Consider the following 19,971-nt stretch of genomic DNA (forward strand, 5'->3'; position numbering starts at 1 on the left):
GGCTCTGACACCCTGTCGCCATGCGCCTGCTGATAGTCGAGGACGAGCGACGCCTCGCCACCGCCCTCGCGCGCGGACTGACCGCCGAGGGCTTCGCCGTGGACGTGGCCCATGACGGTGTCGACGGGCTGCACTTGGCCCGTGAGCAGGAGTACGACCTGATCGTGCTCGACATCATGCTCCCCGGCATGAACGGCTACCGGGTCTGCGCCTCGCTCCGGGACGAGGGCGACGACACGCCCATCCTGATGCTGACCGCCAAGGACGGCGAATACGACGAGGCGGAGGGCCTGGACACCGGCGCTGACGACTACCTGACGAAACCGTTCTCCTACGTCGTCCTCCAGGCCCGCATCCGCGCCCTGCTGCGCCGCCGTGGCCGCACCGGCTCCCCGGTCCTGCGCGTCGGCAGCCTGAGCCTTGATCCCGGAGCCCGGCGCGTGACCCGGGACGGGGAGGAAGTCGCCCTGACCACCAAGGAGTTCGCGGTACTGGAACACCTCGCGCGGCACGCCGGTGAGGTGGTCTCGAAGGCGGACATCCTCACGCACGTCTGGGACTTCGCCTACGACGGCGACCCGAACATCGTCGAGGTCTATGTGAGCGCGCTCCGCCGCAAGATCGACGTCCCGTTCGGACGCCGCTCCATCAAGACCGTGCGCGGCGCCGGATACCGCCTGGAGGCCGAAGGGGGACGCGATGCCTAGGCTGCCGGCGTCGGTCCGGGCACGCGCGTCGCTCGCGGCCACCGTGGTGGTCTGCTTCGCGCTGGTCGCGGCGGGCTTCGGTGTGGTCGCGGTGCTCCGGCACAACCTCACCGGACGGGCCGGCCTGGAGGCCGAGGTCACCGCCCGTACGGTGGCCGGTTCCCAGGACGCGCTGAACGGCCGGTTCGACCGGCTCCACCTGCCGGAGGACGGGCGCGTGGTCCAGGTCGTCGACTCGGCCGGGCAGGTGCTGGCCGCCGGTGCCGCCCTCGCGGGCCGTGCCCCCGTCGCCGACTACGCCCGGGCGGCGGACAGCACCGCAGCCCCCGCGTCCACCGCCTCCACTACTCCCACGGCACCGGCGTCCGCAGCGCCCTCCCCGTCGGGGTCGGGAGCGGCATTCGTACCGGCTTCCCCGTCGGCGTCCGGGACGGCAGGCGTGACCGGCACGGCCGCGCACGCGAATACCGGTGCGGGCGTTCCGGGTGGCGTGCTCGCCGCCGTGTACGTCCCCGTCCGCGGCGTGATCGCCCGGACCGTGGTCCCCGTGGACGACCACGGGCGCCGAGGCCGGGGCGCTGACGACCACGGCGGCAGCGACGACGGCTCCGCCACGCCGGACGGGAAGAGCGAGGAGCCGACCGGCGACGACCACGGCGGAGCCACCAGCAGCCCCCCGCGCGGCAGGGTCGGCACCGACGTGCAGCGGCGCACGATCCGGGCCACCGTGGCCGGCGCGACCCACGACTACAGCTTCGCCGCCGTACAGGGCACCACCTACGACGGCCGCACCTACACCGTCTATGCGGGGGTCTCCCTGGAGGAGGAGCAAGCCACCCTTGACCAGGTCACGAAGTCGCTGCTGACCGGTCTGCCGTTCCTGCTCGCCGTGGTGGCGGCCGTGACCTGGCTGGTCACCCGGCACGCGCTGAGGCCGGTGGAGGGTATCCGCGCCGAGATGGCGGAGATCACGGGGAGCGGCGACCTGTCCCGCAGGGTGCCCGAGCCGCGGTCGGGGGACGAGATCGCCCGGCTGGCCCGCACCACCAACCAGACACTGGCCGCCCTGGAGAGTTCGGTGGAGCGGCAGCACCGCTTCATCGCCGACGCCTCCCACGAACTGCGCAGCCCCATCGCCAACTTGCGCACCCAACTGGAGGTCGCCGACGCGCACCCGGAGCTGCTGGACACCCACGACCTCGTCCAGGACGTCGTACGCCTGCAGCACCTGGCCACCGACCTGCTGCTCCTCGCCCGGCTGGACGCCGGGGAGAGTCCGGCCCACGCGCGTGTCGACCTCGCGGACCTGATCCGGGAAGAGGTGGCCGCACGGGCGGCGACGGACCGGTTCGCCCCCGCCGTGACGTTGGAGGGCGAGTCGCTCGCGGTGACCGGGAGCAGGACGCAGCTCGTCCGCGTCCTCGCCAATCTCCTGGACAATGCCCAACGGCACGCGAAGGGCGCGGTGTTGGTGACCGCGGTCGTCGAGGGCGACGACATCGTCCTCACCGTGGCGGACGACGGTCCCGGGGTCGCTCCGGAGGACCGGGAGCTGGTCTTCGAGCGGTTCGTCCGCCTGGACGAGGCCCGAAGCCGCGATGCAGGCGGTGCCGGTCTCGGACTGGCCATCGCCCGGGACGTGGTGCTGCGACACGGCGGCTCGCTCACCGTCGGGGGTGACCCCGGCGAGGGAGCGGTCTTCCGCGCCCGGCTTCCGCGCGCGAAGTGACGGCCAGTACGGAGCACGTCCCCGCGGGGTCGTCCGTGCCGTACCGCACGAGCGGTCGTCAGCACGGCCCACGCCGACGCGACGAGTGCCGCCGATCGGCCGCCCGCTCGCGCACGGGGCCGCCGATCGGACACACCCATTCAGGTGCTCGGCGTACTGCCGTTTGAGCGGATGCCGCCGCCCCGGGTCGCGCACCAGCCGGCTGTGGTCCTCCGTCGCCCTAGGCTCCGGAGGACGGACCGCCGGCGGTCGTCGTGACTCCGCAACCGGGCCTCGCCCGCCCGGCGCAGCTTCCCTGGGGAGAGATGTGACCAGGCCTACTACTCGTCGTTCTCCGCTGACCTGGCTGGTTGCCGGCCTGGTCCTCGCCACCGCCGTGCTGGCCGGCTGCGCGGGCCCCGACCCGGCCGAGCACGGCCATCACCAGACCGGGCCCAAGAAAAACGGCGCGGACACCGGCCAGGGTCCGGCTCTGCAGGACCCTCCGGAAGTGGTCAGCCGCGACGGCCTGCTCAAGACCACCATCAAGGTGGAACGGCACAAGGTCCAGGTCGGCGACCGTCAGTTGTACGCGACCACGTACAACGGGGCGTACATGCCGCCCACGTTGCGGGTGCGGCCCGGTGACCACATCGACATCACCATGACCAACAACGTCGACGAGAGCACGAGGCTGCATCTGCACGGCCTGCACGTGTCACCGACCGCCCCCGCCGACGACATGTTCACCGCCATCAAGTACAAGCAGTCGTACCACTACAAGTACTGGATTCCGCGCAGTCAGCCCATGGGGACCTACTGGTACCACTCGCAGGCCGACCTGCGGTCCACCGCCCAGGTCGCGGGCGGAGAGTCGGGCATCATCATCGTCGACGGGCTCCAGCGGTACCTGCCGCCGTCACTGCGCGACATCACCGAGCACACGATCGCGCTGAAGGACAACCAGATCCAGGGCGACTCGATCAAGACCCGTCCCCTGAGCATCGGCGCGCCCACCAACCGCACCGTCAACGGCCAGCAGAACCCCGTGATCAGCATCCGGCCCGGCGAGACCCAGCTGTGGCGTCTGGCCAACATCGGCGCCAACATCTACTACAAGGTCCATCTCAACGGCAGCAGCTTCCATGTGCTCGCCCAGGACGGCATCCCCGTCACCAAGGTCTACTCCCAGGACACCCTGCTCATGCCCGCCGGCGCCCGGTTCGACGTCCTCGTCCAGGGCGGCAACCCCGGTACGACCCAGCTGGAGACCCTCCCGTACGACACCGGGTCCGCCGGGTACAAGTTCCCCCAGGCGAACCTGGCCACCGTCGTCACCAGCGGCCCGAGCACGTCCCCGGCCGCCATTCCGACCGACTTCGCCCCGCATGAGGACCTGTCCGACGCGACGATCGCGGACCGCAAGACCATGGTCTTCACGGAGAACTACTGGGGCTCGCAGTACTTCATCAACGGCCGGACGTACGACCCGCAGAGGACCGACTTCACCGCCGTCCTCGGCACCGTCGAGGAGTGGAACATCCGCAATGCCACGGAGGAGGACCAGTCCTTCCACCTCCACACCAACGGCCTGCAGCTGATGAGCGTCAACGGGAAGCCCTACGACCCGACCCACGGCTGGTACGACACGGTGAACGTCCCGGCGCAGGGCAACATCGTCGTCCGGGTCCGCTTCGCCGACTTCCCCGGAAAGACAGTCCTGCACTGCGGCATCCTCAGCCACAAGGACAGCGGCATGATGGCCGTCCTCGACATCGTCGACCAGAGACACGAGCCGGAGAGTCAGTGACCGCCGCCGGCGGGAGGACCGACGGCGCTCACGCCCCCAGACCCGTCAGGGCGCCGACCGGGTCCAGGTCCGGGGTGCCCCGGGGCCACCAGTCCTCGTGGCCCGGTTCCGACTCGTAGGCGTACCAGAGGCCGTCCTGACCGAGGCGCAGCTGGACATGGCCGTCCGGGTGGGTCAGGCGGTTGCGCCACGGACGGAAGGCCGGCAGGTCCGCCGCCAGCAGCAGGGGGCGGGCCCGGTCGAAGCGGCCCGCCGGCGGATCCCAGGGCTCCTCCAGTACGGCCAGTGCCGTCCGGCCGCCCTGCCGCCACGCGGCGACCGCCCGCGCCAGGTCGGCCGGGGTCCGTCCGGTGACGGCGGCCAGCGAGGCGTACAGCGTCCGCGTCCCCGCGGTGAGACCCGAACCCGGGCGGGCCGCGGCGAGCCGTACCGCGTCCTGCCACAGTGTCAGCTCCGCGACCGGGTCGTACCCCCTGGTCAGCAGCGCGTGTGCACGGGCCGCGGCGTCCGTGGCCAGCTGGTCCAGCGCGAAGGGGTCCGGGCCGCCGGGCGCTCCCGGATAGACCGGCGGCTGCTCGGGGTGGGCGGGCGGCTGCAGCGGAGCGGGGAGCGGCGGCAGTGCCTCGCGGGCGACGGCGTCACGGGCGCGTACGCCGGGAACGGGTGGGGCCTCCCTGTCCTGCGCGGCCCGGGCCGCGCGCGCCGCGTTGCGCCGGGACAGCGCGTCGAGCAACTCGCGCTCGCCGCGGCCGCGCAGCAGCAGCAGCACGAAGGGGTCCTGGTCGAGCAGGCGCGCGGTCTGGTAGCAGACGGCGGCCGCGTGCTTGCAGGGATGCCCGAAGTCGGGGCAGCTGCAGCGCGGTTCGAGATCGCCGGCCTCCGGGAGCAGCCGGACACCGCACTCGGCCAGGGACTGCGGCACCTGCTTGTCCAGCAGCGCGGCGATGTGCCCGGGGCGCTCGGCGGCCGCGTCCAGGAAGCGCTCCCACTCGTCGTCGGAGAACGTCCGCAACCTCACCTGTACGCGATACGGGCGCGGGCGGCTCCCCTGCACATAGGCGAGCACAAGACCGGGTGTGACGGTGATCGCGTCCACGTTCCCCCGGCCCGCGTACGCCCTGCCCCGCGCCAGCCGGGCCGCGTCGAGGGCCCTCTCCTCCAGGGCGGCGACCCAGGCGTTGCCCCACCATGTCCCGGCGAATCGGTCGCGCTGCGCCACCGGCCGTGCGGGGAGCGCCGCGAAGGTCCGCCGCAGTTCGCCGTCGCGCCCTGGAGCCGCCATGGAACGCGGATAGCGTGCGGTTGCCGGGGGCGGCTCGGACTCCGCGGAGCCGGGACCCTGGTCCGGGAGGTCCTGCGAGGAGCAGCTCCGCGTGTCGGGCGCGGGCCGTGCGAATGGCTGCCGCGCCCACGCGCGCCCGGACTCTCGCCGGTCGTCGCGCTCCGCTTCGCCGGAGACCCCCCTGTCCCGGGATGCCGACGACGCCGGCGCCTCGAAGGCCCCGGCGAGCAGCTCCCGTAGGTCCCGGAGCCGGGGGGCGTCCGGTGTACCGGCGCGGGGGATGCGGCGCTCCCGGTCACGGCTCCTCCCATGAGCGGCGGACGGATGCGAGGTCCCTGCACCGGGCCGGAGCTCAACGCCCCTCTCTCTGACGTCCGTTCGCTCACCCTCCGCTTCTTCCCGCACCGCCCTCAGCGCCTCGCGCGCTGCATCACCGGGACGCGCGGACGGTCCGCTCGCACGGACGGGACGGGTGAGCGGACCAGCCTCGCCCGCAGCAGCCGCGTCCTGCGCGCCGGACTCGGAGTGAGGCTCAACACCCCTATCCCCGACGTCCGTTCGCTCACCCTCCACGTCTGCTCGCAACGCCCGCAACGCCTCGCGAGCGGCATCACCGGGACGCGCGGACGGTCCACTCGCACGGACGGGACCGGTAAGCGGACCGGCGCCCAGAGCAGCCCCGTCCTGCGCGCCGGACTCCGAGGTGCCTGCCTCGGAGTGAGGCTCAACATCCCTCTCCCTGGTGTCCGTTCGCTCACCCTCCACGTCTGCTCGCAACGCCCGCAACGCCTCGCGAGCGGCATCACCGGGACGCGCCGCCGGTCCGCTCGCACGGACGGGACCGGTAAGCGCACCCGCCTCACTCACTGCGGCCGCATCCTCCGCGCCGGACTCCGGGGTCCGGATGACGGCCGCCTCGGCCGCCTGGCCGCTCCGGCGCTCCACGTTCGCCCGCCGCAACGCCGCGCGCGCGGCGTCCCCCGGCCGCCCATCCCGCTCGCGACCGGCGACATCCGCACCGCCTGCGAGAGGCTCACAAGACCGCTCCCGCCCATCCCGCTCACAACCGGCGATCTCGACGTCGCCTGTGGGGAGCTCACCGGCCCGCTCCCGCGCGTCCCGTAGCGCGCGGCGTGCCGCGTCCGCTGGACGTGGCGTCTCTCCCGGAGGTCCCGTGGTGCCGGCGTGGGACTCCTCGCCGGATCCGGGCCGGGCGCTCACTCGGTCCTCCTCAGCGACACCAGGTCGGCCAGCTCGCGGTCGGTCAGTTCCGTCAGGGAGGACTCGCCGGAACCCAGGATCGCGTCGGCCAGCGCCCGCTTGGACTCCAGCATCTCGGCGATGCGGTCCTCCACCGTGCCCTCGGTGATCAGGCGGTGCACCTGGACCGGCTGGGTCTGGCCGATGCGGTAGGCCCGGTCCGTGGCCTGCTCCTCCACCGCCGGGTTCCACCAGCGGTCGAAGTGGATGACATGGCCCGCCCGGGTGAGGTTCAGGCCCGTGCCCGCCGCTTTGAGGGACAGGACGAGGACCGGGGTCGCTCCGCTCTGGAAGCGGTCCACCATCCGCTCACGCTCGGGCACCGGTGTGCCGCCGTGCAGCAGGTCGGCGGGTACCGCGCGCGAGGCCAGATGTGTGCTGATCAGCCGGGCCATGCCGACGTACTGCGTGAAGACCAGCGCCGAGCCGTCCTCCGTCAGCAGTGTGTCCAACAGCTCGTCCAGCAGCGCGAGTTTGCCGGACCGGGCGATGAGGCCGGTGGCCGTGCCCGTGTCCTCCTTCAGATACAGCGCCGGGTGGTCGCAGATCTGCTTGAGCGCACCGAGAAGCTTCAGCACCAGCCCCCGGCGGGCGATGCCCTGCGCCGTCTCGATCGCCAGCATGGACTCGCGTACCACCGCCTCGTACAGCGCGGCCTGTTCGCGCGTGAGCGGCACCGGGTGGTCCGTCTCCGTCTTCGGCGGCAGCTCGGGGACGATGCCCGGGTCGGACTTCTTGCGGCGCAGCAGGAAGGGGCGGACCAGGCGGGCCAGCCGCTCCGCCGCCTGCGCGTCCTCGCCGTTCTCCACGGCGCGTGCGTGCCGGGCGCGGAAGGACTTCAGCGGGCCGAGCAGCCCCGGGGTCGTCCAGTCGAGCAGTGCCCACAGCTCGGAGAGGTTGTTCTCCACAGGGGTGCCGGTGAGGGCCACGCGGGCGGGCGACGGGATCGTACGAAGAGCCTTGGCGGTCGCCGAGTACGGGTTCTTCACGTGCTGCGCCTCGTCGGCGACGACCAGGCCCCAGCTCTGTTCGGCGAGCCGGGGCGCCGCCGTCCGCATCGTCCCGTACGTGGTGAGCACGAAGCCGCCGTCCAGGTCGTCCAGGGTCCGCTCGGCGCCGTGGAAGCGGCGGACCGGGACTCCGGGGGCGAACCGGGTGATCTCCCGCTGCCAGTTGCCGAGCAGGGAGGCCGGGCAGACCACCAGGGTCGGCTCGCGACGCGCCCGGCGCAGATGCAGGGCGATGACCGTGACCGTCTTGCCGAGCCCCATGTCGTCGGCGAGGCAGCCGCCGAGGCCGAGGGAGGTCATCAGGTCCAGCCAGGCCAGGCCGCGCAGTTGGTAGTCCCGCAGGCGTGCGGTGAGGCCGGCGGGCGGCTCCGCGGGGCCGATGCCCGCCGTCAGCCGGTCCCGGAGTGCGGCCAGCGCGCCGACCGGCACCGCCTGCACCGTCTCGCCGTCGACCTCCGCGGTGCCGGTGAGCGCGACGGAGAGCGCGTCCACCGGATCGAGCAGGCCCAGTTCGCGCTTGCGGGCCTTGCGGACGAGCGCGGGGTCGACCAGAACCCACCGGTCGCGCAGCCGGACGACCGGACGGTGGGCCTCCGCGAGAGCGTCCATCTCGGCCTCGGTGAGCGGTTCGCCGCCGAGCGCCAGCTGCCACCGGAACTGGAGCAGGTCCTCGGTCTCGAAGAAGCCCGTGCCGTCGGTCGCCGAGCCGGGAGCGGGCCGTACGACCGCGGCCGCGGTCAGGTCCTGCGCCAGGTCGCGGGGCCAGTGCACCGCGACCCCGGCCGCGCCCAGCCGGCCGGCCGCGGCACCCAGCAGATCACCGAGCTCTTCTTCGGAGAGCGCCAGGACGTCCGGCACCTCCTGCTCGCACAGCCGGTCCAGTGGCGGCCATACCCGGGCCGCGCGCCGTACGGCAAGGGCGGCGTCCACCCGGGTACGGGGGCCGAAGACCGCGTCCGCCTCACCGGCCCAGAGCGCCGCCGCGTCGACGACGAGGGTCGGGTCGGCGAGGCTGTGCACCTGCACGACGGCCGCCCCGGCGCGGTGGGTGCCCTCGCCGTCGTCGAACAGGTCGTACGCCGACAGGTCCAGGCGCAGCGAGATCCGTACGCCCGCGTCCATGCCCGCCGCGACCTCGGCCGCCCAGTCGTGCGCGTGCGGCAGACGCTGCGGCTCGCGCGCGGCGAACGGGCCGCCCGCGGTGTGGGCGGCGGCCGGGGTGCGCGGCAGGGTGTCGGCCACCGCGTCGAGGAAGGCGCGCACCAGCGCCTCGGGCTCGGGCAGCAGCAGGGGTCCTCGGCCCGGCAGCGGGACGGCATGGCCCTCGTACGGAAGCGCGGCGGCGATCGCCCTGAGGTGGGTGATGTCGTCCGGCTCCAGCGGCCCGGCCCGCCAGGCGTCGTAGCCGTCCGGGGTGAGCCCGGGCAGCAGGCGGCCCCGCGCGACGAGCCGCAGCGCGTGCAGCGTGGCCGCGCCCCAGCAGGCGGTGGCGGGGTGGGCGGCGGGATCGCGCCGGGACCGGGCGAGCAGCGGCAGCGCGTCGGCGATGGGCAGCAGCAGCGCGGGCACGCCGCCCCGGCGCACTCCGGACCCGTGAGGGCGGACGACCGTCAGTTCCTCGGTGGCGCCCGGCGGCGGCGGTCCGCCCTCCGGGTCCCAGAAGGCGACCCGGCTCTCGCGGGGCAGTGGCGCGGGCAGGAAGACGGCGGCCAGTCTCACGGGCACGGCGGCCTCGGCCACCTGCTCTCCCATACGTCCGGTCACCTCCCGCCGTCGCGTCGCGTCAGACGTCTTCGACTGTACGGGCGGGGTCCGACAATCGGCTCCGACTCCGGCCGGAGCACGGACGTGCGGGCCTGAACCGGGGTCGCCTGGAGCGGTGCGTCAGGGGATGGTGCGGGACACCACGTACACGGTGGGCTGCAAGGGGTGGGACTTGTTCACCACGATGTCCAGGGTGGGCGCCGGGTTCTTCTGCTTGTGGACGAGGCCGTACCAGGAGCCGGGCCGGGTGAAGTCCCAGCTGACGATGTCCTGGTCGCGCCCGCTGATGGCGATGTCGTCCTGCTTCAGCGCGGCCTGGGTGGTCTTCAGGTGGCCCAGGAACCGGGTCAGGCCGGCGTCGTCGGTGTCGAACTGGACGTAGAGCCTGCTGGTCTTCCAGTTGTTCGTCTCGTAGTACGCGACGTTCGTGGCGCCCATCGGGATCGTCACCTGGTAGATACGGCGCTGGACGCGCGAGGGCCAGCCGACGGTGAGACCGGTGGCCGAGTACTTGGCCTCCTTGTCCTTGCCGCTGTTGCGGCTCTGGTTCGCGGAGATCACCAGGTAGCCGGCCGGGACGCCGATGAGCAGCACGATGGTCAGCAGGGTCAGCACCCGGCGGCGGATCATGTGCCACCGGCTCTCCGGAGGCCTCGAGGGCTCGTCCGGCGGCGACGACTGACGCGGTATCGAGGCGGCGGCCGTCACAGCGACCCCTTGGCGGTGCGGCGGGCCTGCGCGTACTGCTCGTAGCGTTCGTACCGCTCCACGCGGCGCCGGTTGGCGCGCCGGAAGCGGCGGGCGACGAGCCGGGCGAGGTCCGCGGCGCCGACCATGCCGGCCTCGGGGCCGAGCTGGGCGCGCGCGATACGGGCCTCGGGGCGGTATCCGCGCCCGGTCAGATGGCGCCGGAAGGCGTCCCGGGCGGGACCGATCAGCAGGTCGTCGGCCGCGCTGACGCCGCCCCCGATCACGAAGCAGGAGGGGTCGAGGGCCGCCGCCAGGTTCGCGATGCCGACGCCCAGCCACTGGCCGATGTCCTCGAGCAGCTCGACGCACATCGCGTCGCCCTCGCGGGCCAGCTCGGTGATCATCGGGCCGGTGATGTCGGCGATGTTGCCCTTGACGTGCTCGATGATCCCGTACGCCACCGGCGAGTCTGCGGCGGCGAGCTCCTTGGCCTCCCGGACCAGGGCGTTGCCGGAGCTGTACTGCTCCCAGCAGCCGCGGTTGCCGCACGGGCAGCGATGGCCGCCGGGCACCACCTGCATATGGCCGAACTCGCCGGCGACGCCGAATTTCCCGCGCTTGACCTGGCCGCCCTCCAGGATGGCGCCGCCGATCCCGGTGCCCAAGGTGATCATGACCAGGTGGTCCTCGCCGCGGCCCGCGCCGAAGCGCCACTCGGCCCAGGCGGCGGAGTTGGCGTCGTTGTCGACCAGGACGGGCACGGCGAGCCGCCCGGCCAGCCGGTCGCGCAGGGGCTCGTTGCGCCAGGACAGATGCGGGGCGAACAGGATGCGGTTGCGGTCCGCGTCCACCCAGCCGGCCGCCCCGATGCCGACGGCGTGCACGTCGTGGCGGTCGGAGAGGTCCAGGACGAGCTCGACGATGGTGTCCTCGACGACCTTGGGGCTCTTGGACTTGTCGGGCGTCTCGGCGCGGAGCTTCTCCAGGATGTTGCCGTCGGCGTCGACGACGCCCGCCATCACCTTCGTACCGCCGATGTCGATGCCGACCGTGGGAACGCGTGGCGCCGTCAGATGGGAGCGGCGCTCGCGCGTGCCGACGGTCCGCAGGACGGTGGCCCGGGCGGACCCACGGTGGGTGAAGTCGCGGTAGGTGCTCATCGGCCCCGATTCTGCCTCACGCCGCCGCCCGCTGCTCCGCAGGGGGAGCAGCGGGCGGTGCGGCACGGCCTCCGGGTACGGGTGCATCGTGGCTCGTCGCGCGCACGCGGCGGAGCCCCGTGCCCCTTCAGCCCGCCTCTTGCGAGGCGCGGTTCTCCAGCTCGTGGCGGAGATCGTCGAGCTCCTCTCCGCCCGCCATCTGGCGCGTCAGCTCCTCCAGGGTGATCTCCTGGCGGATGTGGCTGCCCACCATCTCGCCGCGCTTGAGCAGCACGAAACGGTCGCCCACCAGGTAGGCGTGATGTGGGTTGTGGGTGATGAAAACAACACCCAGGCCCTCGTCCCGTGCGGCCGCCACATATTTGAGGACCATGCCGGACTGCTTGACGCCCAGTGCCGCCGTCGGCTCGTCCAGGACCAGCACCTTGGCACCGAAGTACACGGCCCGCGCGATCGCCACACACTGACGTTCGCCACCGGACAGGGTGCCGATGGGCTGGTCGACGTCGCGCAGGTCGATACCCATGCGCAGCAGTTGCTCGCGTGTCGTACGCCGCATGAAGTCGACGTCGAGGCGCTTGAAGGGGCCGATGCCCCTGCGCGGCTCGGAGCCGAGGAAGAAGTTGCGCCACACGGGCATCAGGGGGACCACGGCGAGGTCCTGGTAGACCGTGGCGATCCCCCGGTCCAGCGCCTCGCGCGGGGAGGACAGACGGGTCTCCTCGCCCTCGATGCGGAAGCTCCCCGAGTCGTGCCGGTGCAGCCCGGCGACGATCTTGATGAGGGTGGACTTGCCCGCGCCGTTGTCGCCGAGGACGCAGGTGATCTCGCCCCCGTGCACCTCCAGCCCGACGCCGTCGAGCGCGCGGACGTTGCCGTACTGCTTGCCGACGCCTTCGAGGTGGACGAGCGCGGTGCGCTCCGTGACGTCCGTCGTCATGTCGTGGCCTCCGCACGCTTGCGGACCCAGGCGTTGAGCAGGGTCGCGAGGAGCAGCATCGCTCCCAGGAAGAACTTGAACCAGTCGGGGTTCCACTGGGCGAAGACGATGCCCTTGCCGGTCATGCCGAAGATGAACGCGCCGACCGCGGAACCGACCGCGGATCCGTAGCCGCCGGTGATCAGGCAGCCGCCGATGACCGCCGCGATGATGTAGATCAGCTCGTTGCCGACGCCCTCGCCGGACTGCACCACGTCGTACGAGAACAGCAGGTGCTGTCCGGAGACCCAGGCGCCGAGCGCGACGCCCATGTACAGGCCGGTCTTGGTCCTGCCGACCGGGACGCCGACCGCGCGGGCCGCGTCCTTGTTGCCGCCGACCGCGAAGATCCAGTTGCCGGCCCGGGTGCGCAGCAGGATCCAGGAGGCGAGGCCGACCAGGGCGAACCACCACAGGATGGTGATCTTGAAGGGGACTCCGCCGATCGTGAGCGTGGAGGCGAAGACCGCCCTGGCCGAGGAGTAGCCGTCCATGTCGGAGATCGACTTGGTGGAGACCGTGCCGCTGATCAGCTTGGTCAGGCCCAGGTTCACCCCCGTCAGCATCAGGAACGTACCGAGCGTGACGATGAAGCTCGGCAGTCTGGTGCGGGTCAGCACGACTCCGTTGAAGGCCCCGATCGCCAGCGTGACCAGCAGGGACACACCCACGCCCACCCAGACGTCGGCCGTCATCTGGTAACTGAACATCGAGGAGACCAGCGCCGACGTCGTCACCAGGACACCGGCGGACAGGTCGAACTCGCCACCGATCATCAGCAGGGCGACCGGCACGGCCATGATGCCGATCGTCGAGGCCGCGTACAGGACGGTGCTGAGGCTGGACGCCCGCAGGAAACTGTCGGCGGCGAGTGAGAAGAAGAGGAAGACGGCGAGCGCGCCGACCACCGAGCCCAGCTCGGGCCTGCCGAGGACTCTCTTCAGCGGCGAGGTCCTCAGGAGCCGCTCGTCCGCCGTCCGCTCCTGCTGCGTCTTGGGCGCGGAGGCCGGTGCCGTGACGGTCATCGTGTCCCCCGCTTCGTGTACTGCTCGAGGGCCGCGGCCTGGTCCTTGGTGACGATCTGCGGTCCGGTGAGGACCGGGTTGCCGCCGCCGAGGACGTCGGCGTTGTACTTGTGGAGCCAGAGCTGGTCGACCGCCTCGTAACCCTGGAGGTACGGCTGCTGATCGACGGCGAAGCCGAGGGTCCCGTCCTTCAGCCCGGCCGCGACCTTGGCGTTCAGGTCGAAGGTGTCGATCTCCGCCCCGCTGCCGGCGTCGGCCTCGGCCTTCACGGCGGTGTCGGCGTAGGGGGCGCCGAGGGTGACGACCGCGTCGACGGACTTGTCCGACTGGAGCCTGGCCTCGAGGGCGGACTGCACGTCCGGCATGTCGGTGCCGTTGACGTAGAGGTTCTCCACGGTGCCGTGGAAGGTCTTCTTCACGCCCGCGCAGCGCTGTTCGTGGCCCACGTTGCCCTGCTCGTGCAGCACGCACAGGACCTTCTTCCTGCCGCGCTTGTCGAGCTCCTGGCCCACCGCCTCGCCGGCGATCGTCTCGTCCTGGCCTATGTGGGTGAGCGCGCCGAACGCCTTGGACTGAGCGGAGCCCGAGTTGACCGTGACCACCGGGATGCCGGCCTTCTCGGCCCGCTCCACGGCGGCCTTCATCGCCTCGGGCTTGGCCAGCGTGACGATGATGCCGTCGACCTTCTGGTCGACCGCGGCGTCCACGAGCTGCGCCTGCTGCTGCGCGTTGGCGTCGTGCGAGTACAGGAAGTCGATGTTGTCCTTGACGGCGGCCTGCTTCGCGCCACTCTGCACGATGTCCCAGAACGTGTCACCATCACCCGAATGGGTGATCATCGCAAAGGTCCACCGGGGCGTGTCCACCGCTGCGCGGCCCTGGGCGGCGGCGGCATTGCGGGCGTCCTCGGCACGCTTGCCGCCGTGGCTGCTGCACCCCGCGAGGGATAGGCCGAGCGCTCCTGCGAGCGCGATGGTTGCCCAGGTCCTGGTCCGTGCCACGAGGCCGTGCCCTTCTTGCGTAGTTGCTTTGAACTACCAAGTATCGCTGACCGCGGATCGACGCCGCAGGTCAGGGGCCTGGTGGGGGTGAGAGGACGGTCTCAGGAGCGGGCTCGGGGGCGGATTCGGGCCGGATTCAGGGGCGGACGAGCAGCTGGAACTCGAAGGAGTAGCGCGAGGCGCGGTAGGTATGGGTGCCGAACTCGACGGCACGGCCGGTGTCGTCGAACGTGGTCCGCTGCATGGTGAGCAGCGGGGCGCCCTCGGGCTCGCCGAGCCGTTCGCCCTCGACCGCGGTGGCGGCCCGGGCCCCGACGGACTGCCGGGCGCTGTGCAGCGTGATGCCGGTGGCCCGCATCAGCCGGTACAGACCGGTCGACTCAAGCTGCTCGGTGTCGAGGTCGAGCAGGCCGGCCGGCAGGTAGTTGCACAGGTACGCCATCGGCTCGCCGTGCGCGAGACGCAGCCGCTCGAGCCGGTGCACCTCGCTGCCCTCGGGCACGCCGAGCGCGGCGGCGACCTCGGCGGAGGCCGCCATGAAGGTGTTGACGACCACACGGGTCGCGGGCCGCTGCCCGGCCGCCTCCAGGTCGTCGTACAGGCTGCTGAGCTCCAGTGGACGTTTGACCTGGCTGTGCACGACCTGTGTGCCGACACCCCGGCGGCGCACGAGCAGTCCCTTGTCGACCAGGGACTGGATGGCCTGGCGGACGGTGGGCCGGGACAGCCCGAGCCGTGCGGCCAGCTCGATCTCGTTGCCCAGCAGACTGCCCGGCGTCAGCGACCCGTGCTCGATCGCGGCCTCCAGCTGCTGGGACAACTGGAAGTACAGCGGTACTGGGCTGTTCCGGTCGACGCTGAGCTGGAGCGAGACGGTCGGATCCACAAGTGGTTTCGGCACGGCCCGAGCGTAGCTCCGGCATTCCTTGACGGGAAGTTGTGTAGTCCGATTGTCCAGACAAACTGAATTGACACCTGCGCCGCGCTCAGTGCCCGGGCTCGTCCAGCAGTCCCGCGTCGTAGGTCAGCAGGGCGATCTGCACACGGTTGTTGAGGCCGAGCTTGGCGAGGAGCCGGGAGACATGCGTCTTGACCGTGGCGACGCTCATGTACAGCTCGGCGGCGATCTCCGCGTTCGAGGCACCCCGGCCGACCGCGACGGCGACCTCCCGTTCGCGCTCACCCAGTGCCGCGATCCGCTCGCGTGCGGCATGGCGCCGGGTGCCGGGCCCGGCCCCGGCGGCGTGCGCCATCAGCTGCCGGGTGACCGCGGGCGACAGCACCGGGTCGCCGGCCGAGACACGGCGTACCGCGTCGAGTATCTCGGCGGGCGGGGTGTCCTTGAGGACGAACCCGGCGGCGCCCGCACGCAGTGCCCGCAGCACCTGTTCGTCGGCGTGGAAGGTGGTGAGGACCACGACCTGGGGCGCGTCCGCGCGGCGGCGCAGCAACTCGGTGGCGGCCAGTCCGTCGACGGTCGGCATCCGGATGTCCATGAGGACGACGTCGGGCCTGGTGCGCTCGACGAGCCGCTCGACCTCGCTGCCGTCGGCGGCCTCGCCGACGATCTCGATGTCGTCGGCACCGCCCATCATGAAGGACAGGCCGGCCCGTACGAGGGGGTCGTCGTCGACGAGGAGCAGTCGGATCGCGGTCATGGCCCTACGGTATTGACCGCACGGCCCCGTCGATGAGGGGATTGCCGCGCCGGGCGCGGCGGCGGGGCGGGCTGCCGGTGGTGCCGCGCACCTCCGACGCCCGGCCAGAGGTGCCGTGCGGGGCCGGGAATTCGGTTGACGCCGACGAAGGGCCGCCGGTTTTCTGCTGCGATGCCGAGCCTTCGCTTCGAACCGCCGCGCGATGACGCCACGCTCGAGGACTGGCGTCACGTCCACAACGAGATCATCCCGGCGGACCCGCTCTCCCCGGACGACGTCCGAGAGCGGGTGACGCGCCATCACCTGGAGGTCGCGTACCTGGGCGACGTCCTCGTGGGCTGCTCGACGGTACGCCCGCCGAAGGACGGCACGGCCATGGTCATCGCCCGGATCCTGCCCGCCCACCGCCGGCAGGGCTTCGGCGGGCAGCTCTACGAGCGGGGCGTCGAGCGGGCGCGGCGGCTGGGCGCCGAGGTGATCGAGACGATCGTGCTCGGCGTCAACGCGGACGGGCTGCGGTTCGCGCACCAACACGGCTTCGTCGAGGTCGACCGCCATGTGGCGGACGCCGACGAGGTGTGGCACACGCTGCGGCTCGGCTGAACCGGCCGCACACCACGCGGCCCGCGCTCACCCGGGCCAGGGCAGCCACGCCCACACCCGGAAGCCGCCGTCGTCCCCGGTGCCGTGGTCGAGGGTGCCGCCGGCCAGGGTCGCGCGTTCGGTGAGACCGATCAGGCCCTGCCCGGATCCGGGCACGTGCGGGACCTCTCCGGGCGGCGCCGGATTGAGCACCGTCACGGTCAGGCCGTCGACGGGCCCGCCCACGACCGTGACCGTGACCTCGGTCCCGGGGGCGTGCTTGCGCGCGTTCGTCAGGCCCTCCTGCACGATGCGGTAGGCGGTGCGGCCCACGGAGGCCGGCGCGGCGGCGGGATCGGCGAGGCGGTCGACGAGGACGACCTTCATGCCGGCCAGACGGCACTCGGCGACCAGGGCGTCGAGCGCGGCCAGCGTCGGCTGGGGGCGGCCGGCGTCGTCGGAGTCGCCCGCCCTGAGCACCCCGATGATCTCCCGAAGGTCCTGCAGAGCATCGTGCGCGCTCTCCCGGATCACCCCCGCCGCCCGCGCGATCTCCTCGCGGGGCGCGTCCGGCCGGAACTCCAGGGCGCCCGCGTGCACGCTCAGCAGCGTCAGACGGTGCGCGAGGACGTCGTGCATCTCCCGCGCGATCTCCTCCCGGGCCAGTCGCTGGGCCTGCTCGGCCCGCAGCGCCGCCTCCGTCTCGGCCCGCCGTGCCCGGTCCCGCAGGCTCAGCATGAGCTGCCGCTTGGACCGTACGAACATGCCCCAGCCGACGACCGCCGCCGTGAACAGGGCGGTGACGGCGACACTGGCCAGATACGGCATGCCCGGGTCCGGGCGCAGCCAGTAGAAGACCGGGATGAGCGCGAACTGCGCGCCGCCGAGCCAGACGGCGTACTTGAACGGCCGGTGCACGGCGACGGTGAAGAGGGCGATCATGCACGCGCCGCCCGAGGTGTCGGAGACCAGGCCCACCGGGAGCATCGCCACGGCGAGACCGAGCGGCCAGCGGCGCCGCAGCCAGACGGCGAGGCAGGCGAGCCCGCCGAGTCCCCTGTCGGCCGCCGCGAGGCCCTGCGAGATGTGGTGGTCGTGTCCCACCGTGGCTCCGGCGGCACAGGCGATGAGCACCGCCAGGACGAAGCACCCGAAGTCGACGACCCAGTCCCGCACGGTACGCCGGGGCCGCCCGCGCCCGGCGCCGGGATCCAGCTCCGCTATCACGGCGGAGGGCAGGAACCATCGGTGCCGGGGCAGCCCGTATCCCGCCTGCCCCGTCGCCGGTCGCGAGACCGGAGCGGGAGCGGGCACCGGCTGGGGCGCGGGCCGGGCGGCGGGGACAAGAGGAGCCCCCGGCCGCCGCAGCCGGCCGGTCCGCAACAGGCCAAGGGCGCTTCGGACGCCTTCCATGGCCGTCTCCGGGCGGGGCGGCGACGTCCCCGCGGGACGTGCCGACTCGTCTCCGCTCACGGTCGGCCAATCTATGCGGGATCGGCCCTGGGCACCTCCCCCGCCGGCCCGATCCGAGACCAAAGTCGCGGGGCCGCAGACTTTGGGCGCGGGCCTCGGGGCGGAGCGGGACTTCCGTAGGACGCGGCCCGCCCCGCGGCCGGTTTTCCGGGGGGAGCCGCGGGGCGGGTTCTGTGCTGCGGTGGAGCGGACTGCGAGCGGAGGTCCGTCCGGACACCGGTCGGGGCCCGGACGGTCATGCTGTCCGCTCAGCAGTGGTGGCGCTGTTCGCTCAGCAGTCGAAGTCGATCAGATCGAACGTCGCGTAGTGATCCGAGGTGTAGTAGTCCTCTTCGTACTGCCTGCCGGTGACGATCCGGCGGGCCCCACGGGTGGAGGAGCCGGGCGTCTTGACCGTGTACTCGTGGTAGTAGCCGGTCGACTGCCGGGGCAGCACGCCTTCGCGGTTCTGGAAGACGATCCCGTCCTGCGGGTACGGGAACGGACCGCCCGAGTCGATCAGACGGAGCGTGGTGTACGCCTGGGAGGGCAGGTCGCCGTAGCAGATGCTGCCGACGGACGTGGCAGCGGCCTCCGCGGTGGTGGTGGTGACGGTGGCGCCCATGAGCAGGGCCGACGCGAGCGCGGCCGCGGCACCGATTCGTGTTGCGCGTGGGGGGAATCTCATGCCGTCATGATGACGCGCGTAGACGATGGCATGTCAATGACAAGTGACAGAGTTTCCTGTCAAGTCCCTCGAATTTTCGCGTAGTTAACCTGCGGCCGCGGCGCGGACGATCTCGGGCAGGGCGTGTCGCACAAGCGCGCGGGAGCCGTGTCGCGGGCGGCCCTCCAGGTCGTACGGGTGGAAGGCGGCGCACGCGCCGGTCGTACGGGTGCCGGCGGAAGGCCCCGTCGGCACCCGGAACTCCTCGGCTCAGCCCACGTTCGTCGAGAACAGTCCGCCCGTCGGCCCCTGCTTGTCGCCGCCCTGTGCCTTCTTGAGGGCGTTGGCGAGGCTCTCGATGGTGAGGGACTGCAGGATGACGCGGCCGTTGCCCTCCAGGGTGGCCAGGGACAGGCCCTCGCCACCGAAGACCATGTTCATGATCCCCTGGCGGTTCAGGCCGCCGACGCGCTGGACGCCGTACTGGATGCCTTCCTCGAAGGCGACGACGCATCCGGTGTCGACCTCGATGCGGCCGCCGAAGTCGGCGGGGTTGAGGTCGATGAAATTGCCCGCACCGGCGATGATCACCGTCCCGTGACCGGTGAACTTCTCCAGGATGAAGCCCTCGCCGCCGCTCATCCCGGTACGGCCGCCCTGGAAGGCGATGCCGAAGTCCACCGTCGACTCGGCAGCCACGAAAGCGTCCTTCTCCGCGAACCACGCGCGCGCGCCGTCGAGTTCCAGCGCGCGCATCTCGCCGGGCAGGACACCCGCGAAACCGACGGTGCCCTCGCCGCCCTGTGAGGTGAAGTACTGGAACGCCAGCGACTCACCCGCGAGCGCCCGCTGGCCGACCTGCATGGCGGTGCCCATGGCCTGGCGCAGGAATCCACCCATGCCGCTGCCCCCGCCCTGGGGCTGGCCGCCGTTGTTCGACGGGCCGGACAGACGGGTCTCCATGGTGACGTTCGTGGTCTTGAAGAGGAACTTGCCCGCCTCGCAGTACACGGTCTGTCCCGGATGCAGGTTGACGACCGCCATCTGCATGGCGTTGCCGACGATTTCTTGCTGAAGAGTCACGGGGGGAGAACGCGGCGGACGGGTGAAAGAGTTCCGGGCACGCCAAGCCGATGTCCGTTCGCCGCCTGTGTTCCGCGCGCCGCGGCGCTGGGACGGGCTCATGACTCCACGAGGAACCCTGACGGCGGACGGC

Annotated in this window: 17 protein-coding genes; 4 read left to right on the forward strand and 13 right to left on the reverse strand. The window is 72.1% G+C overall.

The genetic code is table 11. The features are described 5' to 3' along the window. Positions 1-20 precede the first annotated feature (20 nt). The 3 genes from ABZ904_RS18585 (at position 21) to ABZ904_RS18595 (ending at position 4,225) form a co-directional block, all read left to right on the forward strand. A complete protein-coding gene (locus ABZ904_RS18585; protein ID WP_361824374.1) occupies positions 21-707 on the forward strand; it encodes a response regulator transcription factor in 687 nt (228 codons plus the stop codon). Next, positions 700-2,436, forward strand: coding sequence for a HAMP domain-containing sensor histidine kinase (locus ABZ904_RS18590; protein WP_361824377.1), 1,737 nt, complete (start codon positions 700-702; stop codon positions 2,434-2,436). The genes ABZ904_RS18585 and ABZ904_RS18590 overlap by 8 nt, the downstream gene beginning before the upstream one ends. Positions 2,437-2,743: 307 nt before the next feature. Further along, entirely contained in the window at positions 2,744-4,225 is a 1,482-nt protein-coding gene (locus ABZ904_RS18595; protein ID WP_361824380.1) for a multicopper oxidase family protein, read from the forward strand. A 28-nt stretch (positions 4,226-4,253) separates the two neighbouring features. On the opposite strand, the gene ABZ904_RS18600 is transcribed toward ABZ904_RS18595, so the two are convergent. From ABZ904_RS18600 to ABZ904_RS18640, 9 genes are all read right to left on the reverse strand, one after another. Beyond that, complete coding sequence (locus ABZ904_RS18600) at positions 4,254-6,452, reverse strand: SWIM zinc finger family protein (RefSeq protein ID WP_360994604.1); 2,199 nt, start codon at positions 6,450-6,452, stop codon at positions 4,254-4,256. A 272-nt stretch (positions 6,453-6,724) separates the two neighbouring features. Further along, positions 6,725-9,529, reverse strand: coding sequence for an SNF2-related protein (locus tag ABZ904_RS18605; RefSeq protein WP_361824383.1), 2,805 nt, complete (start codon positions 9,527-9,529; stop codon positions 6,725-6,727). Between the two features lie 132 nt (positions 9,530-9,661). Beyond that, a complete protein-coding gene (locus ABZ904_RS18610; RefSeq protein WP_360994608.1) occupies positions 9,662-10,171 on the reverse strand; it encodes a sugar kinase in 510 nt (169 codons plus the stop codon). A 74-nt stretch (positions 10,172-10,245) separates the two neighbouring features. Beyond that, complete coding sequence (locus ABZ904_RS18615; RefSeq protein ID WP_359403764.1) at positions 10,246-11,391, reverse strand: ROK family glucokinase; 1,146 nt, start codon at positions 11,389-11,391, stop codon at positions 10,246-10,248. 127 nt (positions 11,392-11,518) lie between these two features. Continuing rightward, positions 11,519-12,331, reverse strand: coding sequence for an ATP-binding cassette domain-containing protein (locus ABZ904_RS18620; RefSeq protein WP_361824387.1), 813 nt, complete (start codon positions 12,329-12,331; stop codon positions 11,519-11,521). Beyond that, complete coding sequence (locus ABZ904_RS18625; RefSeq protein ID WP_361824390.1) at positions 12,328-13,395, reverse strand: ABC transporter permease; 1,068 nt, start codon at positions 13,393-13,395, stop codon at positions 12,328-12,330. The genes ABZ904_RS18620 and ABZ904_RS18625 overlap by 4 nt, the downstream gene beginning before the upstream one ends. Continuing rightward, a complete protein-coding gene (locus ABZ904_RS18630) occupies positions 13,392-14,396 on the reverse strand; it encodes a sugar ABC transporter substrate-binding protein (protein ID WP_361824393.1) in 1,005 nt (334 codons plus the stop codon). Before ABZ904_RS18630 ends, ABZ904_RS18625 begins: the two co-directional genes overlap by 4 nt. Positions 14,397-14,532: 136 nt before the next feature. Next, complete coding sequence (locus ABZ904_RS18635; RefSeq protein ID WP_359403846.1) at positions 14,533-15,282, reverse strand: GntR family transcriptional regulator; 750 nt, start codon at positions 15,280-15,282, stop codon at positions 14,533-14,535. A gap of 100 nt (positions 15,283-15,382) precedes the next feature. Continuing rightward, the gene (locus ABZ904_RS18640; protein WP_359403775.1) at positions 15,383-16,054 is read right to left on the reverse strand and encodes a response regulator transcription factor; all 672 of its coding nucleotides are present in this window, start codon (positions 16,052-16,054) and stop codon (positions 15,383-15,385) included. Between the two features lie 171 nt (positions 16,055-16,225). Here ABZ904_RS18640 and ABZ904_RS18645 point away from each other — a divergent pair, with 171 nt between their 5' ends. Next, positions 16,226-16,657 carry a GNAT family N-acetyltransferase gene (locus tag ABZ904_RS18645; RefSeq protein ID WP_361824396.1) on the forward strand — a complete coding sequence of 144 codons (432 nt, stop codon included), beginning with the start codon at positions 16,226-16,228 and terminating at the stop codon, positions 16,655-16,657. 27 nt (positions 16,658-16,684) lie between these two features. Here the strand turns inward: ABZ904_RS18645 and ABZ904_RS18650 are convergent, their stop codons facing one another. The 4 genes from ABZ904_RS18650 to ABZ904_RS18665 form a co-directional block, all read right to left on the reverse strand. Then, positions 16,685-18,049, reverse strand: coding sequence for a histidine kinase (locus ABZ904_RS18650; RefSeq protein WP_361824399.1), 1,365 nt, complete (start codon positions 18,047-18,049; stop codon positions 16,685-16,687). Positions 18,050-18,380: 331 nt separating this feature from the next. After that, positions 18,381-18,776 (reverse strand): ribonuclease domain-containing protein, encoded by a 396-nt coding sequence (locus ABZ904_RS18655; protein WP_361824402.1) that lies wholly within the window; start codon positions 18,774-18,776, stop codon positions 18,381-18,383. An 84-nt stretch (positions 18,777-18,860) separates the two neighbouring features. Further along, positions 18,861-19,010, reverse strand: coding sequence for a hypothetical protein (locus ABZ904_RS18660; RefSeq protein WP_361824404.1), 150 nt, complete (start codon positions 19,008-19,010; stop codon positions 18,861-18,863). A 15-nt stretch (positions 19,011-19,025) separates the two neighbouring features. Next, positions 19,026-19,838, reverse strand: a complete 813-nt coding sequence (locus tag ABZ904_RS18665; RefSeq protein ID WP_359403790.1) for an AIM24 family protein — start codon at positions 19,836-19,838, stop codon at positions 19,026-19,028. Positions 19,839-19,971: the final 133 nt, after the last annotated feature.

It is taken from the genome of Streptomyces sp. NPDC046900 (assembly GCF_040644975.1).
In the GTDB taxonomy this organism is placed as follows: Bacteria; Actinomycetota; Actinomycetes; order Streptomycetales; family Streptomycetaceae; genus Streptomyces.

What these genes read in the sequence shown, in the direction of transcription:
- ABZ904_RS18615 (WP_359403764.1), bottom strand. Translation starts at nt 11,391, where the DNA reads ATGAGCACCTACCGCGACTTCACCCACCGTGGGTCCGCCCGGGCCACC.
- ABZ904_RS18610 (WP_360994608.1), bottom strand. Translation starts at nt 10,171, where the DNA reads ATGATCCGCCGCCGGGTGCTGACCCTGCTGACCATCGTGCTGCTCATC.
- ABZ904_RS18585 (WP_361824374.1), top strand. Translation starts at nt 21, where the DNA reads ATGCGCCTGCTGATAGTCGAGGACGAGCGACGCCTCGCCACCGCCCTC.
- ABZ904_RS18625 (WP_361824390.1), bottom strand. Translation starts at nt 13,395, where the DNA reads ATGACCGTCACGGCACCGGCCTCCGCGCCCAAGACGCAGCAGGAGCGG.
- ABZ904_RS18605 (WP_361824383.1), bottom strand. Translation starts at nt 9,529, where the DNA reads ATGGGAGAGCAGGTGGCCGAGGCCGCCGTGCCCGTGAGACTGGCCGCC.
- ABZ904_RS18645 (WP_361824396.1), top strand. Translation starts at nt 16,226, where the DNA reads ATGCCGAGCCTTCGCTTCGAACCGCCGCGCGATGACGCCACGCTCGAG.
- ABZ904_RS18620 (WP_361824387.1), bottom strand. Translation starts at nt 12,331, where the DNA reads ATGACGACGGACGTCACGGAGCGCACCGCGCTCGTCCACCTCGAAGGC.
- ABZ904_RS18590 (WP_361824377.1), top strand. Translation starts at nt 700, where the DNA reads ATGCCTAGGCTGCCGGCGTCGGTCCGGGCACGCGCGTCGCTCGCGGCC.
- ABZ904_RS18650 (WP_361824399.1), bottom strand. Translation starts at nt 18,049, where the DNA reads ATGGAAGGCGTCCGAAGCGCCCTTGGCCTGTTGCGGACCGGCCGGCTG.
- ABZ904_RS18655 (WP_361824402.1), bottom strand. Translation starts at nt 18,776, where the DNA reads ATGAGATTCCCCCCACGCGCAACACGAATCGGTGCCGCGGCCGCGCTC.
- ABZ904_RS18640 (WP_359403775.1), bottom strand. Translation starts at nt 16,054, where the DNA reads ATGACCGCGATCCGACTGCTCCTCGTCGACGACGACCCCCTCGTACGG.